The sequence below is a fragment of the Pseudoalteromonas sp. US3C1013 genome, from assembly GCF_048401115.1.
Classification (GTDB): Bacteria; Pseudomonadota; Gammaproteobacteria; order Enterobacterales; family Alteromonadaceae; genus Pseudoalteromonas; species Pseudoalteromonas undina.
The window spans coordinates 1,790,312-1,808,448 of record NZ_CP183075.1 but is presented as its reverse complement, the minus strand read 5'-3'; the positions used below and the strand labels follow the sequence as shown (position 1 = coordinate 1,808,448).

14 protein-coding genes are annotated in these 18,137 nt (G+C 39.8%); 7 read left to right on the top strand and 7 right to left on the bottom strand.

What is annotated here, in order from left to right:
• Positions 1–84: 84 nt before the first annotated feature.
• The 4 genes from ACNSN2_RS08380 to nadK form a co-directional block, all read right to left on the bottom strand.
• A complete protein-coding gene (locus ACNSN2_RS08380; RefSeq protein ID WP_138571373.1) occupies positions 85–402 on the bottom strand; it encodes a hypothetical protein in 318 nt (105 codons plus the stop codon).
• A gap of 47 nt (positions 403–449) precedes the next feature.
• Positions 450–2,123: a DNA repair protein RecN gene (gene recN, locus ACNSN2_RS08375; protein ID WP_418606997.1), complete on the bottom strand. Its 1,674-nt coding sequence runs from the start codon at positions 2,121–2,123 to the stop codon at positions 450–452.
• A 75-nt stretch (positions 2,124–2,198) separates the two neighbouring features.
• Positions 2,199–2,756: a hypothetical protein gene (locus ACNSN2_RS08370; RefSeq protein WP_075169079.1), complete on the bottom strand. Its 558-nt coding sequence runs from the start codon at positions 2,754–2,756 to the stop codon at positions 2,199–2,201.
• 75 nt (positions 2,757–2,831) lie between these two features.
• On the bottom strand, positions 2,832–3,716 hold the full coding sequence (gene nadK / locus ACNSN2_RS08365) for an NAD(+) kinase (protein ID WP_008464501.1): 885 nt from the start codon (positions 3,714–3,716) through the stop codon (positions 2,832–2,834).
• Positions 3,717–3,883: 167 nt separating this feature from the next.
• Between nadK and ACNSN2_RS08360 the strand changes: the two genes are divergently transcribed.
• Complete coding sequence (locus tag ACNSN2_RS08360; protein WP_008113140.1) at positions 3,884–4,849, top strand: hypothetical protein; 966 nt, start codon at positions 3,884–3,886, stop codon at positions 4,847–4,849.
• Positions 4,850–4,907: 58 nt separating this feature from the next.
• Positions 4,908–5,519 carry a nucleotide exchange factor GrpE gene (gene grpE, locus ACNSN2_RS08355; protein ID WP_008113139.1) on the top strand — a complete coding sequence of 204 codons (612 nt, stop codon included), beginning with the start codon at positions 4,908–4,910 and terminating at the stop codon, positions 5,517–5,519.
• Between the two features lie 27 nt (positions 5,520–5,546).
• Here the strand turns inward: grpE and ACNSN2_RS08350 are convergent, their stop codons facing one another.
• Positions 5,547–6,746 carry a Bcr/CflA family efflux MFS transporter gene (locus tag ACNSN2_RS08350; protein ID WP_054201106.1) on the bottom strand — a complete coding sequence of 400 codons (1,200 nt, stop codon included), beginning with the start codon at positions 6,744–6,746 and terminating at the stop codon, positions 5,547–5,549.
• Positions 6,747–6,916: 170 nt separating this feature from the next.
• On the opposite strand from ACNSN2_RS08350, the gene ACNSN2_RS08345 reads away from it, so the two are divergent.
• Together ACNSN2_RS08345 and ACNSN2_RS08340 are read left to right on the top strand one after the other, a co-directional pair.
• A complete protein-coding gene (locus ACNSN2_RS08345; RefSeq protein WP_054201105.1) occupies positions 6,917–7,714 on the top strand; it encodes a M48 family metallopeptidase in 798 nt (265 codons plus the stop codon).
• A 103-nt stretch (positions 7,715–7,817) separates the two neighbouring features.
• Positions 7,818–9,722: a hypothetical protein gene (locus tag ACNSN2_RS08340; protein WP_418606994.1), complete on the top strand. Its 1,905-nt coding sequence runs from the start codon at positions 7,818–7,820 to the stop codon at positions 9,720–9,722.
• A 79-nt stretch (positions 9,723–9,801) separates the two neighbouring features.
• Here ACNSN2_RS08340 and ACNSN2_RS08335 read toward each other — a convergent pair whose 3' ends face one another.
• Together ACNSN2_RS08335 and ACNSN2_RS08330 are read right to left on the bottom strand one after the other, a co-directional pair.
• Positions 9,802–10,590, bottom strand: coding sequence for a nucleoside-binding protein (locus ACNSN2_RS08335; RefSeq protein ID WP_418606992.1), 789 nt, complete (start codon positions 10,588–10,590; stop codon positions 9,802–9,804).
• A gap of 118 nt (positions 10,591–10,708) precedes the next feature.
• Complete coding sequence (locus ACNSN2_RS08330) at positions 10,709–12,022, bottom strand: Na+/H+ antiporter NhaC family protein (protein ID WP_010388632.1); 1,314 nt, start codon at positions 12,020–12,022, stop codon at positions 10,709–10,711.
• 555 nt (positions 12,023–12,577) lie between these two features.
• Here ACNSN2_RS08330 and dapB point away from each other — a divergent pair.
• The 3 genes from dapB (at position 12,578) to carB (ending at position 18,109) form a co-directional block, all read left to right on the top strand.
• The gene (dapB, locus tag ACNSN2_RS08325) at positions 12,578–13,375 is read left to right on the top strand and encodes a 4-hydroxy-tetrahydrodipicolinate reductase (RefSeq protein WP_109874504.1); all 798 of its coding nucleotides are present in this window, start codon (positions 12,578–12,580) and stop codon (positions 13,373–13,375) included.
• Positions 13,376–13,737: 362 nt separating this feature from the next.
• Complete coding sequence (carA, locus tag ACNSN2_RS08320; protein WP_008113125.1) at positions 13,738–14,874, top strand: glutamine-hydrolyzing carbamoyl-phosphate synthase small subunit; 1,137 nt, start codon at positions 13,738–13,740, stop codon at positions 14,872–14,874.
• A 16-nt stretch (positions 14,875–14,890) separates the two neighbouring features.
• Positions 14,891–18,109 (top strand): carbamoyl-phosphate synthase large subunit, encoded by a 3,219-nt coding sequence (gene carB, locus ACNSN2_RS08315; RefSeq protein ID WP_055012948.1) that lies wholly within the window; start codon positions 14,891–14,893, stop codon positions 18,107–18,109.
• Positions 18,110–18,137 lie beyond the last annotated feature (28 nt).

Below are 18,137 nucleotides of genomic sequence, written 5' to 3'. Positions count from 1 at the left end.
GGGTTTGCTTTTTTATTCCCTCAGTTTTACAAATAAAAATGCCCACAATACACAGGTTGCGGGCATTTTTAAACGCTATGTTAGTTAATCCATCGAGAAGTGATCAAGGCTCGGTTTCACTCTGGCTTGTCGACGTTTCACACTTTTATAGCAGATAACGTTACAAACAAGCTGTAGGCCAATAACCAACAAACTAAGTGTTATTAAGCCACTAATGGCTGTGCTGCTAAAAACTAACATAACAGCAATAACAATATGTACAATTAATGCCACATTTAAAAAACGATATAATCCTTGTTTAAATTGTGTGTGTTTAAACTTGCTAAACATGGCTAAAAGTACACTAACTATAAGTAGTAGCCAGTTAATTGCTAAGCCAAAATAAATGACCGTTGTTTGCATCAAGGTATCCTCACCGTATCAAGATAACGCACTATAAATGTATAATTTTATCCGTGCGCTTTTATAAGCTCTTTCGCATTGGCTTTAGCTGTTTTGCTAATGTTATCACCACCCAGCAAACGCGCAATTTCATTAACCCTGCCATCTTTATTTAATGCCAGCATATGAGTAAACGTTTCACCGTCTGCAATTTCTTTGGCAACAAAAAATTGCTGATGAGCGCTACTGGCCACTTGCGGTAAATGGGTTACACAAATTACTTGTGTCGATTTACCTAATTGGCGCAGCAGTTTACCAACTGCAGCAGCTGTAGGGCCAGAAATACCGACATCTACTTCATCAAATATAAGTGTTGGAGTCGTTACTTTTTGGGCAATAATAACTTGAATAGCCAAACTAATGCGTGATAACTCACCACCAGAGGCTACTTTTGCTAAAGGTTGTAATGGTTGCCCTGGGTTTGTTGATACTAAAAACGATACATTATCAAAACCTAAGCTGTTTGGAGAGCGATCGGTATGTGCTGTAAGGGCTATTTCAAAAACGCCATTTTCCATAGATAAATTAGCCATGCTTTCGCTGATCAAGCCATTAAGTGTATTAGCGTATTGATGACGGCTAGCACTTAATTCCTCACTAGCCGTTTGATAATCTTCAAGAGCTGCTGAAATTTCACCTTCAAGCTGTTCGAGGCGCGAACTATTACTGCTTATAGAGTCTAGTTCTTGTGTTACATTTTGATGAAACTCAACGAGCTCTTGTGGCTTTATATGGTGTTTTCTTGCTAAATCCATAGCGCCACCAAGTCTGTTTTCTACTTCCGTTAAGCGAGTAGGATCTAAGTCAGCTTGTTCAGTATAATTGCGTATTTCTCTGCTTGCTTCTTCAACTTGAACCGCTGCTTCTGTCAGTAATGCTGCTACATTGGCCAGGGTTTCATCATAATGTGCAAGTTCATTAAATTGTTGTGCGCTGTGTTGTAAAAGAGAGCACGCATTTTGCTCATCACTTTCGTATAAATGTTGTAGCTCGCGCTGACAAGATTGCAAAATAGTTTGGCTGTTACTGAGCTTATAATGCTCTGCTTCTATTTGTTCAAACTCACCAGCTTGCAACGCAAATTCATCAAGCTCAGCCACTTGATATTCTAATAATTGTTTTTGCGCAGCTTGTTGTTGTTGTTGGTGTTCTAGTTGTTTAAATTCTTTTTGTAAATCAGCATAACGTTTATAGCGTTGGCTTACAGCATTAACTAGATTTTGGTGCCCGGCGTAAGCATCCAGTAGCTGTAATTGATGCTCTGCTTTTAATAGATGCTGGTGTGCATGTTGACCGTGTATAGAAATTAAATATTGGCCTAGCTCTTTTAGCTGTGCAGCGGTGACAGGGCTACCATTAATGTAGCTTTTGCTGCGGCCATTCTTGCAAACAACTCTACGAAGTAGACATTCGTTATCGTCATTATTAAGCATGTTCTCTTCTAGAAATGCATGGGCGTGTGGCAAATTGCTTAAATCAAATTGCGCACTTACCTCGGCTTTATCAGTGCCTGGGCGCACAGCTGAAGCCTCTGCTCGTTCTCCAAGGCACAATGATAACGCATCAATAGCGATTGATTTACCCGCACCCGTTTCACCGGTAATAGCGGTCATGCCCGAATGCCATTCAGTGCTTAAATTACTTACAATTGCAAAATTTTTAATTTCTAAACCAATTAACATACTGTTCATCCATCCAGTGAATTAACTGTTAATTTATACAGTGTTTTGGTTTATTGCAAATTAAATTTCTATATTTTAAGCAAGGCTGGACTCAATTAGTGTTTTTTTTTCTTCATCAATAGGGAGGGTTTCATCGTTAAGATCAATATTATCAACTGGTTGTATGTTGTCTTCAGTTTTCAACTTTAAGATTAACGTAGGAAGGACTTCTTGGTAAAAATTTTTATTGTATAAAATACCTTGAGCTGGCAACTCTGCTATAAAATATTGAGTGCTGTCGGCAAATGCTTGGCTATTATTACTTTTATAGGTTTTTATAAGCTCTTCGTTAAGTATGTTAATAAGTTGGTCACATAACGATTCCAACTTAACTAAATTTTCATCGGTGTGAGGCTGTACCACGAAAAAGTTACTTACAACTGCTTGAATTCGAGGAAGGTGCTTAGCACTGATGACATTTGCATCAAGTAATTCGTTTAGTTTTATTTTTAAACGTGATTGAGTACTTGCTACGCGCTCGTTAAACAGTTTTTTCTTTGCTTCAATGGTTTTTTTTCGATTACTCTCAATTAGCAAGTAACTGCCAAGTAAAGTAATTAATAATAATAAAGCAAGAAACACTACATAAGTCATTACTACTTTTTCCTGATGATATTTAAAAATTCTAGCCCGATATTTTGCGCTAAAGTTGCATGTTTGGCAATAAAATTAGTATAACCGGCTACCCCAATTTAGCTTTTTACGTAGCACATTATAATAAGAATAATTTTTTGGGTGGATTAAGCGTAATTTTTTGTCAGCTTTACGTATAACTACCTCATCACCCGGTAATACGGCGAGTACAACATGGCTGTCACAGCTTACTTGTAAGCTATCAGTATTTTCTAAACTAAGCTTTAAACGCACTTCATTATCAGCATCCACCACTAAAGGGCGACTTGATAAAGTATGTGGAAACATCGGAACCAGTGACATTGCATTAAGCTCTGGTGTTAAAATAGGCCCACCGCCTGATAAAGAGTATGCCGTTGAGCCTGTTGGAGTCGACACAATCAAACCATCGGAGCGTTGAGAAAATACAAAGTCATCGTTTATAAAGGCTTCAAACTCAATCATATGTGCTACTTTATCAGCATGAAGCACTGCTTCGTTTACTGCAGAATTAGCGCTTTTAAGTTCATTATGACGATACACTTCAACTTCTAATAAAAAACGTTTTTCTTCAATGTAATCGCCGCTGAGTACCTGTTCTAAGCTACCCTCAAACCCTTCTGGATTCAAATCAGTTAAAAAGCCTAAATTACCTCTATTTACACCAATTACGGCTATATCAAAGCGAGCAAGCACCCGTGCAGCACCCAGCATGTTGCCATCGCCTCCAACCACAATCGCCAAGTCGGCACGCTCGCCTAAATCAACGAGCTTTACGAGTTTGTCGCTCGGTACATCACTAAGTTGACTCCCTGTACGTTTTTCAACAATCACCTCAAAGCCTAAAGCTAATAAAAACGTATGTAATCGTTGTAAAGTAGCGGCAGCATTAGGATGATTTGGCTTACCAATCAAGCCGATAGTGTTAAAGGGAGAGTCCATAATAAATACACTGAGAGTTCTAATATTTGTAGAGTAACCTAAAACAGAAGTGTTTGAAAACACAGATCTTAGTAATAACCAGCGGATTTAATTAATTCACTGTAAAATTTAGATTTATTGTATTTTTTATACTTGAAATAATAATACTTAGCCCCGATATAACAGCTATGCATAAAGATGTAGATAACATGAAACTAAACCCACGAGATCAGCAAATATTTGCCGCTGTTATGAGTATGTACTGTAATGGCGATGGCTTACCTGTGCCGTCAACAAAAATTGCAAAGCAAAAAGGTATGGCGGTATGCTCTGCCACTGTGCGTAACGCGATGGCGCGCCTTGAAAAAATAGGCTTGTTGTATTCACCACATACATCGGCTGGCCGAGTGCCAACCAATGATGGGTTTGACTATTGGTTTGATGAGTTTTTTACGCTCAATGATATTGCTAATTATTGGCAACCTGAGCAGGCACAATTGGTTGAGCTAGCGCATGGCTTGAGTCAACGTTACCAAGTATGCTGTTGTGTGGGGCTACCGCAGGTTAGAACACAGCAGGTATTTAGGGTAGAAGTGCTCGACTTTGATGCAAACAACTGGCTTATTTTACTCTTAGATAGAGCAGGGCAGAGCCACAATATTTGTATTAATAAGCCTCATGACCCTAGCGATAGCCAACGCTATGAATTTGCTACTTGGCTCAATACGGTTTTTAGTCAACAATCTTTAATTGAAGGCCTCTACCGAATGCAGGCAATGGCCAATACGGCTCCGCGTAATTGTCATGACTCTTTAACTCAATGGACCCGTGAGCTAAGCCAAAAATTAGGCTCAGATAACAGTATCGTTGTTGGCGAAAACTACCTTTATAAAAAAATAGATTGTGAGCAAAGCCTTAATATTGGTGTATCATTTTTAAATTTTGTTGAAGATAAACTCGCTTTTAAAAATGGGGTCTCTATTCTCAATACTGAAAACTTACCGTTCAGTAGCTGCGATGAACTCATTGTGATTAGTGTGCCGTATTTTCAAAATCAAGAATATCAGAGTCGCTTTTGTGTTATTTGTCCAAAATCAGCGCAATTAGAGAAAATAATCCAAGAATTTAAATTATTAGAGCCATTGAGCTCTTGAATCTTTTTATTCAATCCCCATAATTACCGCAGTTGTAAAGAATTGGAGCGTATATTTTATGTCTGAGCAGACACAAAACCCAGAGCAAGAAGTAGAACTGAACGAAGAAGTGACGCAAATGGAAGCTGACGTTGAGGCGGCAGTTGAAGCAGCAGAACAACATGCTGAGCAAGAGCAAAGCCCTGAAGCAGAAATTGCTATGTTATATGCCGAGCTTGAAACTGCAAAGCAAACTATTGCAGATCAAAAAGATAGCGTAGTTCGCGCTGCTGCAGATGTGGACAATATGCGTCGTCGCGCTGCACAAGATGTAGAAAAAGCACACAAATTTGCACTAGAAAAGTTTGCTAATGAATTACTCCCTGTTATAGATAACTTAGAGCGTGCTATTGAGTTTTCTGATAAAGAAAATGAAACGCTTAAGCCTTTACTTGAAGGCATTGATATGACAGTGAAAAGCTTTAACGACGCGGTAGCTAAATTTGGTGTTGAAATTGTAAACCCTCAAGGTGAGCAGTTTAACCCAGACTTTCATCAAGCAATGTCAATCCAACCAAGCAACGATGTAACCCCAAATACTGTTTTAGCAGTAATGCAAAAAGGTTACACATTAAACGGCCGTTTATTACGCCCTGCAATGGTTATGGTATCTAAAGCCGCTGACGCTTAATTAAGTATACAATTTAAAAATGCCTCATTATGAGGCATTTTTTTTGTCTTTAAAATAATGTATTAACTGCACCAGTATTGTCAGTACCACCGCACTAAACATTAAACTAGAAAATGGAACCGCACTTTGTGCATGCATTACCGCTAATATAGGGCCTACTAATGCGCCACTACCAAAACGCAAGGTGCCGATAACCGCCGTGGCAGTTCCGGTATTTTGTTCAAACTTCATCAAAATTAATGAATCTGCATTACTCGCTATTATGCCTAAGCTCATCATCAACGGGGCAATAGCCGCAACAATAAAGTAAAGCGATAGATGCAATACACTAAAACTGAGTAATGCTGTGCCAGAGATAAAACCACACATTAGCCCGTAATAAAGCATTTTTCGTGAGCCAATACGTGGCACTACGCGAGTATTTAAAAAGTTACCAAACATCAACGCCATTACATTAAAAGCGAATAGCAGACCAAACAATTGTTCCGATACTTTAAATAAGTCGAGGTAAATATATGGAACCGAGGTTAAAAAGCAAAAAAAGCCAAACGACACAAACATCGAGCTTAAAATATCAGCGCGGGCGTGCGGGTTGCTTAATACAATTTTGTAACTTGAAAAGAATAGCGATAACCCTTTTCGATCATTTTTAAATATCGGGATATCGATTAAATAACGCTGTACAAAAAGTAAAATTACAAAGCTATAAGCCGCTAAAACAATAAAAATAGTCGACCACAGCGAAAAGCCTAAAATAACTGAGCCGATAGAGGGGGCAAGTAAAGGCGCTATCATCATGATCATAGACACATACGACATACCCTTAGCGGTATTTTTTTGATATATGTGCCTTATTATCCCAGGAACGACAACCGTGGCAGCTGCCCCAGTAAATGCCTGTACCGCTCTTAACACCCAAAAAGTATGCACTTCAGTAGTAAATGCCAATGCGAGTGAACTTAAGCCAAATAAACTGAGCCCTATTCGCGCTAGTTTACGCCTGCCAATTTGATCGGCTATAGGGCCAAAAAATAACATGCCCAATGCATAACCTGCTAAATAGATACTCAACGAGATTTGAACATTTGGCATGCTAGTATTGAGATCGTTGGCAATTACCAGCATCGCCGGTAAGTACATATCGATGGCTAAAGGCGTGATTGCCACAATACTGGCTAATAAAGGCAATAAAATACGGGTATTAAAAGAAGAAGCCGAAGCGCTCATTTAAAAACTCAAAACAACGAATATAGGTTGGGCAGTATAGCAGGGCAATGGCGTTGGATAAACTTAGTTTGCCTGCTAACTTAATTGTTTAATCGCAAAAAGCAAAGATTTTAAACTAACACCGCGTTTGCTATTCTATACTTAATAAAACAATGATCTAGGGTAACATAATGAAGAAATTGGTTTTGGCAGTACTTGCTAGTGCAGTATTAGTAGGTTGTAAAACATCACCAACTGGACGAACGCAAATTGCGCTTTACTCAGACCAACAAATGAGTCAGATGGGCACTGCCAGTTTTGCAGAAATGAAAAAAAATCAGCCGGTAAATAAAGACCCAAAAGTAAACAGTTACGTCAATTGTATTGCTGATAAAGTAGTAGCCGTTCTACCAACAGATTATGCATCTCAAAACTGGGAAGTGGTGGTATTTGAAGATGAATCTGCAAACGCCTTTGCATTGCCAGGTGGTTATATTGGGGTGCACACTGGACTATTAAAAATTGCTACAAACCAAGATCAGCTTGCAACTGTTTTAGGTCATGAAGTCGGTCATGTGATTGCAGAGCACTCAAATGAACGTGTTTCACAAAGCTCTATTTTACAAACTGGAATGAAAGTGGGCAGTGCGGCGCTTGAAATGGGCAACGTGCAATACCGCAATGAAATTATGCAAGGACTTGGTCTTGGCGCTCAATATGGTGTGGTTTTACCGTTTAGTCGTTCACATGAGACAGAAGCTGACGTTATTGGTTTAGATTTAATGGCGCAAGCAGGTTTCAACCCTAAAGAGTCTGTTACGCTTTGGCAAAATATGAGTCAAGCGGGCAGTGGGGCAACGCCAGAGTTTTTATCAACTCACCCAGCACCAACGAGCCGTATTGCAAATTTACAATCGCAAATGGATAAAGCGCTTAGTGAGCAAAAAGCAGCTAAAGCACAAGGTAAAAATCCGCAGTGTAAGTTTTAACAAAACCTTATAAGCTCGTTTAACATTAGTTTGCGAGCTTAATCAAACTAACTTGAAAATGAGAACATGTAGTTTGTAATAGGCTAAATAGGAAAATTCAAGGATGAAAAAAATAGTTGTAATCATTAGCGTTGTTTTGATCAGCTTAGTTACAGTTTTCAGTATATTATCCAGTAAGCGTCATAATTCAACCCTGCTTACACCAACAGAAGCCAATGTTGATATTAAAAAGCCAAAAGTTAATTTCGGGAATAACACAAACGCCAAAAATATTTATGTTAAACAGCCATTTCCTACTGATATCCCGAATGAGGAGCAATGCAAAGAGCTAAATTATAAGCAGTATCAGTTACGAGATAATAATGAACGTGATATTGAGCTAAAAGCTTCACAAGCATTTAAAAACGGGTATACAGCAAAGCAGGTCGCCGAGGCAATATGGTTTTCGAGTTACTGGTCAGTGGCTAAAACTTGGTACGATAAAGCGGCATTAGCAAAGTCAGTTGAAAAGTTGCTTCCGATTTTACAATCAATACCGAATAGTGAAAGATTAATTGCTCAATACGATTACGTTAACGCACCGGACTTAAATATAACAACTGTTGTTGATTACACTGACCTTTTGGATATACTTTGGAAAAACTTGCCCACAGATACGATTTACAAAAAGGTCAGCTCAACAAATACCTCTGCCGTTGAAATTTTTAACGAAATTGAACGGACTTTTTCAGAAATTCCATATGATGTACTTAACAATAATCAACTTTCTCCTTTAAATTCAATTTTAAATCTGTTGTTGACTAAACAGCAGCTACAATCCGCTATTATGCTTTTGCAGCGTTACCCTGATTTAAAGTTATCAGATGTAAGCTTCGATAATAAATTAGCATTGAATTTTCTCACTATTATAGGTGGTGAAGATTATGAAATTACTAATCCAACAGAGCATAAATTGTTCTTAACTCTTTTAGGGTTATTAGAGAAGCAGGTTTTTTATCAAAAAATCACACACCCTTGGTTTAGTAACGAAAAGGTCAATAAGGGGGTTGAGAAATTAAATAACGAAGGGATCGTTATTAAAATCGTTTTAATCGATGATATAGAGAAACCGAACCCTATATTGCAACTGAATATAAAAGAATCCGTATTAACTGACGAACAACAACTGGACCTCAAAAAGTGTCAATCAACGACGGATTGGCTTGCAAGCCGTGAATTAACACCCAATGAAATTGAAACATTTAAAGATCAGCCTTTTATTGCAAAGATTAAATCTTCATCTGAATTTAAGCACTGTAAAAATAAAAAAGCTTTACATAACTCTCCGTTAATAAATAGTCAGATTACTACAGTGAGTAAGATAATTAATCAAGCAATTGGTAATCAAAACACCTCATTACAAGAACTCGATTTAGAAACCTTAGATTTACCTGTTTTGTTACCTGAAACAAAATCTATTTTAGCAGTTATTTTTGCTCGAGATTACCTGCAAGCAACTAGCTTAAATGAGCAAGAAATTATATCTAGACTAAGTAATGTTGGTTTAAAACCGTTAAGTAGTCATTCGGAATTATTAGGAGGGTTGGCAGGATTAAAAGGATTAACATTGTGGCTTAATTCATTAAATTTCGAGCAGTTAAAAGATGCGCAGAGTTTATTGAATAGTTTTGCAGCTGAAGGCGTTTTTGACCCCTTCGATATATTAAACACTAGGCTGGGTGGCGTTGCTTTTGATAATAAGAATGAATTGGATCCTCTTTATTTCTTTATCCAAAATTATTCGGAACTCTCTATTCATTCCGGTGATCCAATTACCTATGAAAATAAAAAAAATAAAGCATTTATAGACTTTTTTATTCGCAATGGAGTTCACATTGAATCGCAACATCTTCGAGCTTCATTTGCTCTCAAAATCCGATCTAAAGAAGGCTATAACCGTCTGATAACACATTTTCCTGAGTTAGAAGTAAAGAGCGGGGACGACTACTTCTCAGTTAATTGCCGATAGGTTAACAATTAGATAAAACATATATTTTTGAACTTAAAAAAGTGCGAAATGGTTCGCACTTTTTAATTTACTTTGTTATTTAAAAAGTCCACTCTAAATGAACTTGCGGTACTGATTCGCTGACATCTGTACCAAGTTTGTTATGCCAGTACTGCCACTCCATACCTAACAGTAATGTGTTTTCTTTCATCTCTAGCGCATGCCCCATATCCCATACAATAATAGGTTGAGCTAAAAACCAAGCGCGTACGTCATTACCAAACTCATCTTCACGCTCAGCAATATATTCCGCATGACCCTTAACACTAAATTTTTGTGAGCCAATCATAAATGGATATTCAAAAGCAACGTCAAACATCCAGCTGTTGGTTTCAATTGGCGCACCGCCTTCAGCAACACCTTCACTATCATCAATGTAGGCAGTCACAAGGGTTGATAAGAAATTAAAACCAGGCACATCCCAGCTTAATTTTACACCCGGTAAGTATTTAACAACTTTAGCATCGCCTGCGGCATTAATACCCATGGTTAGGCCAACATCAACGAGCGCACCTGACGCTACTTTTTCGTCCATAACGGCCGATAAGCTAAGCGTAGAATAACCTTCAAAGTAAAAGTCTTGATCTTGGTAGTTATCGTCATTGCCATCAGTGCTGTAATCAATAAAGAAAAAGTTATCCCCATAGTCATGGCCTGAAGCATGTTGCAATGAATAAACCGTGGTGCTTGATTTTTGTTCAGTGAACGGGTTTTTATGATTACCGTTGTTAATATGAAGCGCAGTACTGCTCCAATTAGCAGCAGTAGCTGTTGAACTTAAGGCACACGCACTAAGTGCAACGAGAGGAAGTAAGTTTTTAATTTTCATAACCATATTTTATGTGACACGCTGAATACCACATTATAGCAAAGACGGTTAATTTGTTAATTATTTATTGTCATAAACAGTGTACTAGCATGTGGCTAATACACTGTTTAAAGAAGATTTAAGCTTTATTACGACGTAAACAAATAACCGCAATAGCGGTAAAAGCTAAAATAAAGCAGTAGTAAGATGAGGTTGATACTTCCCACGGGCTAATTTTAAATGTAGCACCAAGCAGAAGTGCTTGTGCGCCGTAAGGTAAAGACCCTTGGGTAACACAGGCAAAAATATCTAATAAACTGGCAGAACGTTTACCACTAATTTCGCCATCGTCAGCTAGCTTTTTAGCAATAGGGCCAGTCACAATAATAGACACTGTGTTGTTAGCAATACACATATTGCTGGTTAGCACTAATGCAGCTATCCCTAACTGATCCGCTACCTTGCGATGCCATTTTGCAATGACCTTAGTGATTGCTTGAATTTTTTGCGCGATGTAGTCGAGGCCGCCATTAATACGAATAAACTCAGAGAGGCCACCAATAAACATAGACAGTAAAAATATTTCCTGCATGTCGCTAAAACCTTGGTAAATATCTTTTACAAAGCTGGCGCCTTCATAGCTTCCGGTAAAGCCCATCAATGCGGCGAAAACAATACCGCTTAACAGTACTACAAATACATTAAAGCCCATTACTGCCAGTACTAAAATAAAGGCATAAGGAAGCACCAATAAAATATCGTAGTCTTTAGTTTCAACAACTTGCGCAGCTGGCGTTAAAAATAACAACAGTGCAATAGTAAGGATAGCGGCTGGAATCGCAATTTTAAGATTTTCTTTAAACTTATCTTTCATTTCACAGCCTTGCGTGCGGGTAGCTGCAATCGTAGTGTCAGAAATTATTGATAGGTTATCACCAAACATAGCGCCAGATACAATGGTACCGGCCATTAATGCGGGATCAATCCCTGTTTTCATTGATACTGCATAAGCAATTGGGCCAATAGCACCGATAGTTCCCATTGATGTGCCCATCGCAGTAGAGATAACCGCGGCAATTAAAAACAAACCAGGCAGAAGTAATGAAGGGGGAATAAGTGAGAGACCAGCATTAACAACCGCGTCAACGCCACCGGTTGCCCCTGCAACCGCAGAAAAAGCACCTGCTAATAAATAGATAAGACACATGGTAATAATATTGTTATTACCCACGCCTTTAATAAAGGTTTCTACACTTTGATTAATACTGGCTTTATTTAAAATAAAGGCTAAAACAATCGCAGGTAAAATAGCGACCGGTGCTGGGAGTTGATAAAATGCATAATCAACCCCTTGAGATTGCAAATATAAGCCTGAGCCTAAAAAAATAGCAACAAAGGTGAGTAGGGGGAGCAAAGAAAATCTTGCTTTATTTTTATCAAATGATGGCTGCATCATAATCCTCGTTAATTATTCATAGCAATCGAAATCGATTGATATATTAAACAGCCAAAGCATCCCTCTTTTAGCTGAATTTAGTTGTTTGTTTTACTATCTAACCAGATAAGTAACTCAACAGCGCCCGCAAGCCAAAGACCAAATCGGCGCAAAAAAGAAGTTTAAATGTATAGATGGCTAAATGCAAAGGCTATCTGTTATAATTATGAGGGTCTGTTGATCTTTCAAGGTTAAATTTGCAGCAGTCTGTTTGGTATTTAGGCAAGGCAGAGCCTATGTGGTGTGGTATTCCCCATAAATAGGCGATAACGCAGCATCAATGCCAAACAGGCGCTGCCTAGGAGCGATTTACTCTTTGTTGCTCGGTTTTTACTTAGCCCACTAGGTTACAAACCTCGCGCCACGATTAAACCGCTCCTAGTTTAAACAAATTTTAATCCGCAAAGGTCAACAGACCCTAAAATAATCGAAGCTTTTTTATAAGCTTTCCTGACTATTACATGAGTTTTAGATAAAATCTAGCTAACTAAAAAATACATAGGTTGTAAAAAGATGAATCGAGTAGGTGTGTTTGGTGCGAATGGCCGTATGGGCCTGGCACTTTTAGAAGCAGCAACAATCAATAAAAATTCACAATTAGCGGCGGCCTATGTACGCAGTGAGTCTGAGTTAGTCGGTCTATCGGTTAATCAACTTAATAGTGCAGCGGCTAAAGACATTCACTTTAGCAGTGAACAGCAGGTTGAAAATGTAGATGTGCTTATAGACTTTACCCTTCCACAAGGCATGAGAAATCACTTAAAAACAGCTGTTGAGAAAAAAACACCTATGGTAATTGGCACCACTGGCTTAACTCATGATGATATGGCTCTATTAACAGATGCCGCTAAACATATCCCGATCGTATTTGCGCGTAATTATAGCGTGGGCGTAAATTTACTGCTTAACTTAGTGCAAACAGCAGCGACAAAATTAGGCGATGATTTAGATATTGAAATTTTTGAAGCGCATCATCGCCATAAAATCGATGCGCCATCGGGTACAGCATTAGCTATTGGCGAGTCGATTGCACAGGCTAAAGGGTGGGATCATGATGAGGTTGCTGTTTATGATCGTAACAACATAGAGCAGGCCAAATCACAAAATGAAATTGGCTATTCGGTGCTAAGAGGCGGCGATATAGTAGGTGAACACACGGCCTACTTCGCTACAATGGGCGAAAGACTTGAATTAACCCATAAAGCAAGTTCTCGAATGACCTTCGCCCTAGGTGCTATAAGAGCTGCGCAGTGGTTGAAAAATAAACCAGCAGGACTTTATGATATGCAAGATGTGCTAGATTTAAAGTAGTTAAGTTCCTTTTTTAACGCTTTGAGGTGGTTTTTTGTTATAACCACTTATTTATTGCAATTTACTAATTAGCGTTAGACCTAAAAGCCAACTTCATGTAGAATGCAGCCAATTTGCCAAAAATTACTAAATGCGTGTTTCCAATTATACTCATATGGTTAGCAAAACCGGGGTTTGTGTGGGAATAAAAAGAGTTTTAGGCAAGAAAAATGAATGAAGGTTTAGTGGTTTACATCGGCATCATTTAAGACTGCGTAAAACAATTTAAGCTCACAGAAATCAGGTTTTGACCAATTATTTGGGTATTGGCGGGGTGTTAAGCAATTTGTTTACTCCCGTTTTTTACTGTTAGGAGGTTTAACTTGACTAAATCCGCTCTGTTAGTCCTAGAAGACGGCACAGTGTTTCGCGGTACTGCAATCGGCGCTGACGGCATGTCAGTCGGTGAAGTAGTATTCAATACGTCTATGACTGGTTATCAAGAAATTTTGACTGATCCATCGTACGCGGAACAAATCGTAACTTTGACGTACCCACATATCGGTAATACGGGTACCAACAGCGAAGACGAAGAAGCGAGTCACATTTGGGCTAAAGGCCTAGTGATCCGTGATTTGCCACTGCTAGCAAGTAATTTTCGTAACGAGCAATCGTTAGATGATTACTTAAAAGAACGTAATATTTTAGGTATTGCGGACATCGACACCAGAAAACTAACCCGTATTTTGCGTGACAAAGGCGCACAAAATGGCTGTATTGTTGCTGGTGACGAACTAGACGAGAAAAAAGCGCTCGAAGCCGCGCAAGCCTTCCCAGGCTTAAAAGGTATGGATTTAGCAAAAGTTGTCTCAACCAAGGAAAATTTTGAGTGGCGCGAATCAAGCTGGACATTAGGCGAGGGGTTTAAAACCTTACACGCTGATGATGAAAAGTTTCATGTTGTTGCCTACGACTTCGGTGTTAAACGTAACATTTTACGTATGCTTGTTGATCGTGGTTGTAAACTGACCGTTGTCCCAGCACAAACCTCTGCCGCTGACGTACTAGCCTTAAACCCAGATGGTATTTTCTTATCAAACGGCCCTGGCGATCCTGAGCCATGTACTTATGCCATTGATGCAATTAAAACCTTTTTAGAAACCGACACGCCAATTTTTGGTATTTGTTTAGGGCATCAACTACTAGCACTTGCCTCAGGTGCTAAAACAGTAAAAATGAAGTTTGGCCACCATGGTGGTAACCACCCAGTTAAAGATCTTGACCGCGATGTTGTAATGATCACTGCACAAAACCACGGTTTTGCTGCAGATGAAGCCACATTACCAGATAACTTACGTGCTACGCACAAATCGTTATTTGACGGTACATTGCAAGGTATTCATCGTACAGATAAACCAGCATTTAGCTTCCAAGGTCACCCTGAAGCGAGTCCTGGTCCGCACGATGCAGCCCCATTATTTGACCACTTCATCGATTTGATGCAAGCGCGTAACCACTAATTTAACCGGAGTAATAATGCCAAAACGTACCGACATAAAAAGCATTCTTATCTTAGGCGCAGGCCCAATTGTAATTGGTCAAGCTTGTGAATTTGACTACTCTGGTGCTCAAGCGTGTAAAGCACTTAGAGAAGAAGGCTATAGAGTTATATTAGTTAACTCAAACCCTGCAACTATCATGACTGACCCAGAAATGGCCGATGCAACATACATCGAACCAATTCACTGGGAAGTGGTAGAAAAAATCATTGAAAAAGAAAAGCCAGATGCTGTCCTGCCTACAATGGGTGGCCAAACAGCATTAAACTGTGCGCTTGATTTAGACAAGCATGGTGTATTGGCTAAGCATGGCGTTGAGCTTATTGGCGCAACGGCTGATGCAATCGATAAAGCAGAAAACCGTGAACGCTTTGATGTTGCTATGCGTAACATCGGCCTTGAATGTCCACGTGCTGAGATTGCCCATTCAATGGATGAAGCGCGCGATACCATGACCCGTATCGGCTTACCGTGTATTATTCGTCCTTCTTTCACAATGGGCGGCACCGGTGGCGGTGTGGCTTACAACATGGAAGAGTTTGAAGAAATCTGTGAGCGCGGTTTAGACCTTTCACCAACCAGCGAGTTATTAATTGATGAATCGTTAATTGGTTGGAAAGAATACGAAATGGAAGTTGTTCGTGACAAAAAAGACAACTGCATCATCGTTTGTTCTATTGAAAACTTTGACCCAATGGGTGTGCACACAGGTGACTCAATTACTGTTGCGCCAGCACAAACATTAACAGACAAAGAATACCAAATCATGCGTAATGCCTCTATGGCCGTATTGCGTGAAATTGGTGTTGAAACCGGCGGTTCAAACGTACAATTTGGTGTAAACCCAGTTGATGGACGTATGGTTATCATTGAAATGAACCCACGTGTATCACGTTCATCGGCCCTAGCGTCTAAAGCAACGGGTTTCCCAATTGCTAAAATTGCAGCAAAATTGGCTGTAGGTTACACACTTGATGAGCTTCAAAACGATATTACTGGCGGTAAAACACCAGCATCGTTTGAACCTTCAATCGATTACGTGGTAACAAAAATTCCTCGCTTTAACTTTGAAAAATTTGCCGGTGCAAACGACCGTTTAACAACGCAAATGAAATCAGTAGGCGAAGTAATGGCGATTGGTCGTAACCAACAAGAGTCATTACAAAAAGCATTACGTGGTTTAGAAGTAGGCGCAACGGGCTTTAACCCAATTGTGGCGCTTGACGACCCGAAAGCAAAAGAAAAAATCATTCGTGAATTACGTGAGCCAGGTGCAGAGCGTATTTGGTACATTGCCGATGCAATGCGCCATGGTATGAGTGTTGAAGATGTGTTCGAATTAACTAAGATTGACCCTTGGTACTTAGTACAAATTGAAGACATCCTAAAAGATGAAGCTAAAATTTCAGAAGTCGGTATGGCCGGCTTAAATGCGGACTTCTTGCGTAAACTTAAACGCAAAGGCTTTGCAGATCCGCGTATTGCAGAAATTGCCGGTGTGTCAGAAGCTGAAATTCGTAAAAAGCGCCATCAACTCAATATTGTACCTGTATACAAACGCGTTGATACGTGCGCCGCAGAATTTAGCTCAGACACTGCTTACATGTACTCATCATACGATGAAGAATGTGAAGCTAATGCATCTGACCGTGATAAAATCATGGTAATTGGTGGCGGTCCTAACCGTATCGGCCAAGGTATTGAATTTGATTACTGTTGTGTACACGCAGCCCTTGCGCTTCGCGAAGACGGCTACGAAACCATCATGGTTAACTGTAACCCTGAAACGGTTTCTACCGATTACGACACATCTGATCGTTTATACTTTGAGCCAATTACGCTTGAAGACGTACTAGAAATTGTACGTGTTGAAAAGCCAAAAGGCGTTATCGTGCAGTACGGTGGTCAAACACCACTTAAACTAGCGCGTGAGCTTGAAGCTAACGGCGTGCCTGTTATTGGTACTTCACCTGATGCCATTGACCGTGCAGAAGACCGTGAGCGTTTCCAACAACTTGTTGAGCGTTTAGACTTACTGCAACCAGAAAATGCGACGGTTACCTCTACTGAAGAAGCACTACTTAAATCAGTTGAAATTGGTTTCCCACTGGTAGTACGTCCTTCGTACGTATTAGGTGGTCGTGCGATGGAAATTGTATACGATGAGCAAGACTTGCGTCGTTACATGACCGAAGCCGTATCTGCATCAAATGAAGCGCCAGTATTACTAGACCGTTTCTTAGATAACGCGATAGAAGTTGACGTTGACGCAATTTGCGACGGCGAGCAAGTGATTATTGGCGGCATCATGGAGCATATTGAACAAGCAGGCGTTCACTCTGGTGACTCAGCATGTTCATTACCAGCTCACTCGCTTACGCAAGAAGTGCAAGATGTGATGCGTAAGCAAGTAACTGATATGGCACTTGAACTTGGCGTAGTTGGTTTGATGAATACGCAGTTTGCGGTTAAAGATGGCAAAGTGTATCTTATCGAAGTAAACCCACGTGCAGCACGTACAGTTCCATTTGTATCTAAAGCAACGGGTGTAGCACTTGCAAAAGTAGCGGCGCGTTGTATGGCGGGTCAATCTTTAGCAAGCCAAGGCATTACTAAAGAAGTGATTCCACCTTACTACAGCGTAAAAGAAGTGGTATTGCCATTTGCTAAGTTCCAAGGTGTGGATCCTATCCGTGGACCTGAAATGCGCTCAACGGGTGAAGTAATGGGTGTTGGTGATACTTTCGCCGAAGCGTTTGCAAAAGCACAATTAGGTGCAAGCAACACTTTACCACGTGGTGGTCGCGCGTTACTATCTGTACGTAATAGCGATAAGCCACGTATTGTAGAACTAGCAAAAACTATGACAGACCTTGGTTTTGAGCTAGACGCAACAGGTGGGACAGCTGCTGCACTTGAAGATGCTGGAATTACGGTTCGCCGTGTAAATAAAGTATACGAAGGTCGTCCGCACATTCTTGATAGAATCAAAAATGGCGAGTATAGCTATATCGTTAATACCACCGAAGGTCGCCAAGCGATTGAAGATTCGAAGGTGTTACGTCGTGGTGCATTGCAGCACAAAACCAATTATACTACGACATTGAATGCGGCATTTGCTAACTGTACTGCTAACCAAGCAGATGACCGCAGTAAAGTGACGTCTGTTCAAGAACTACACCTGCGATTGAACTAAGGAAATGTGCCAAGGCCATAACCATGGC

Bases quoted from the DNA above. Each gene is read 5' to 3' on its own strand.
- ACNSN2_RS08380 (WP_138571373.1), bottom strand. From the start codon at position 402: ATGCAAACAACGGTCATTTATTTTGGCTTAGCAATTAACTGGCTACTA.
- recN (WP_418606997.1), bottom strand. From the start codon at position 2,123: ATGTTAATTGGTTTAGAAATTAAAAATTTTGCAATTGTAAGTAATTTA.
- ACNSN2_RS08370 (WP_075169079.1), bottom strand. From the start codon at position 2,756: ATGACTTATGTAGTGTTTCTTGCTTTATTATTATTAATTACTTTACTT.
- nadK (WP_008464501.1), bottom strand. From the start codon at position 3,716: ATGGACTCTCCCTTTAACACTATCGGCTTGATTGGTAAGCCAAATCAT.
- ACNSN2_RS08360 (WP_008113140.1), top strand. From the start codon at position 3,884: ATGCATAAAGATGTAGATAACATGAAACTAAACCCACGAGATCAGCAA.
- grpE (WP_008113139.1), top strand. From the start codon at position 4,908: ATGTCTGAGCAGACACAAAACCCAGAGCAAGAAGTAGAACTGAACGAA.
- ACNSN2_RS08350 (WP_054201106.1), bottom strand. From the start codon at position 6,746: ATGAGCGCTTCGGCTTCTTCTTTTAATACCCGTATTTTATTGCCTTTA.
- ACNSN2_RS08345 (WP_054201105.1), top strand. From the start codon at position 6,917: ATGAAGAAATTGGTTTTGGCAGTACTTGCTAGTGCAGTATTAGTAGGT.
- ACNSN2_RS08340 (WP_418606994.1), top strand. From the start codon at position 7,818: ATGAAAAAAATAGTTGTAATCATTAGCGTTGTTTTGATCAGCTTAGTT.
- ACNSN2_RS08335 (WP_418606992.1), bottom strand. From the start codon at position 10,590: ATGAAAATTAAAAACTTACTTCCTCTCGTTGCACTTAGTGCGTGTGCC.
- ACNSN2_RS08330 (WP_010388632.1), bottom strand. From the start codon at position 12,022: ATGCAGCCATCATTTGATAAAAATAAAGCAAGATTTTCTTTGCTCCCC.
- dapB (WP_109874504.1), top strand. From the start codon at position 12,578: ATGAATCGAGTAGGTGTGTTTGGTGCGAATGGCCGTATGGGCCTGGCA.
- carB (WP_055012948.1), top strand. From the start codon at position 14,891: ATGCCAAAACGTACCGACATAAAAAGCATTCTTATCTTAGGCGCAGGC.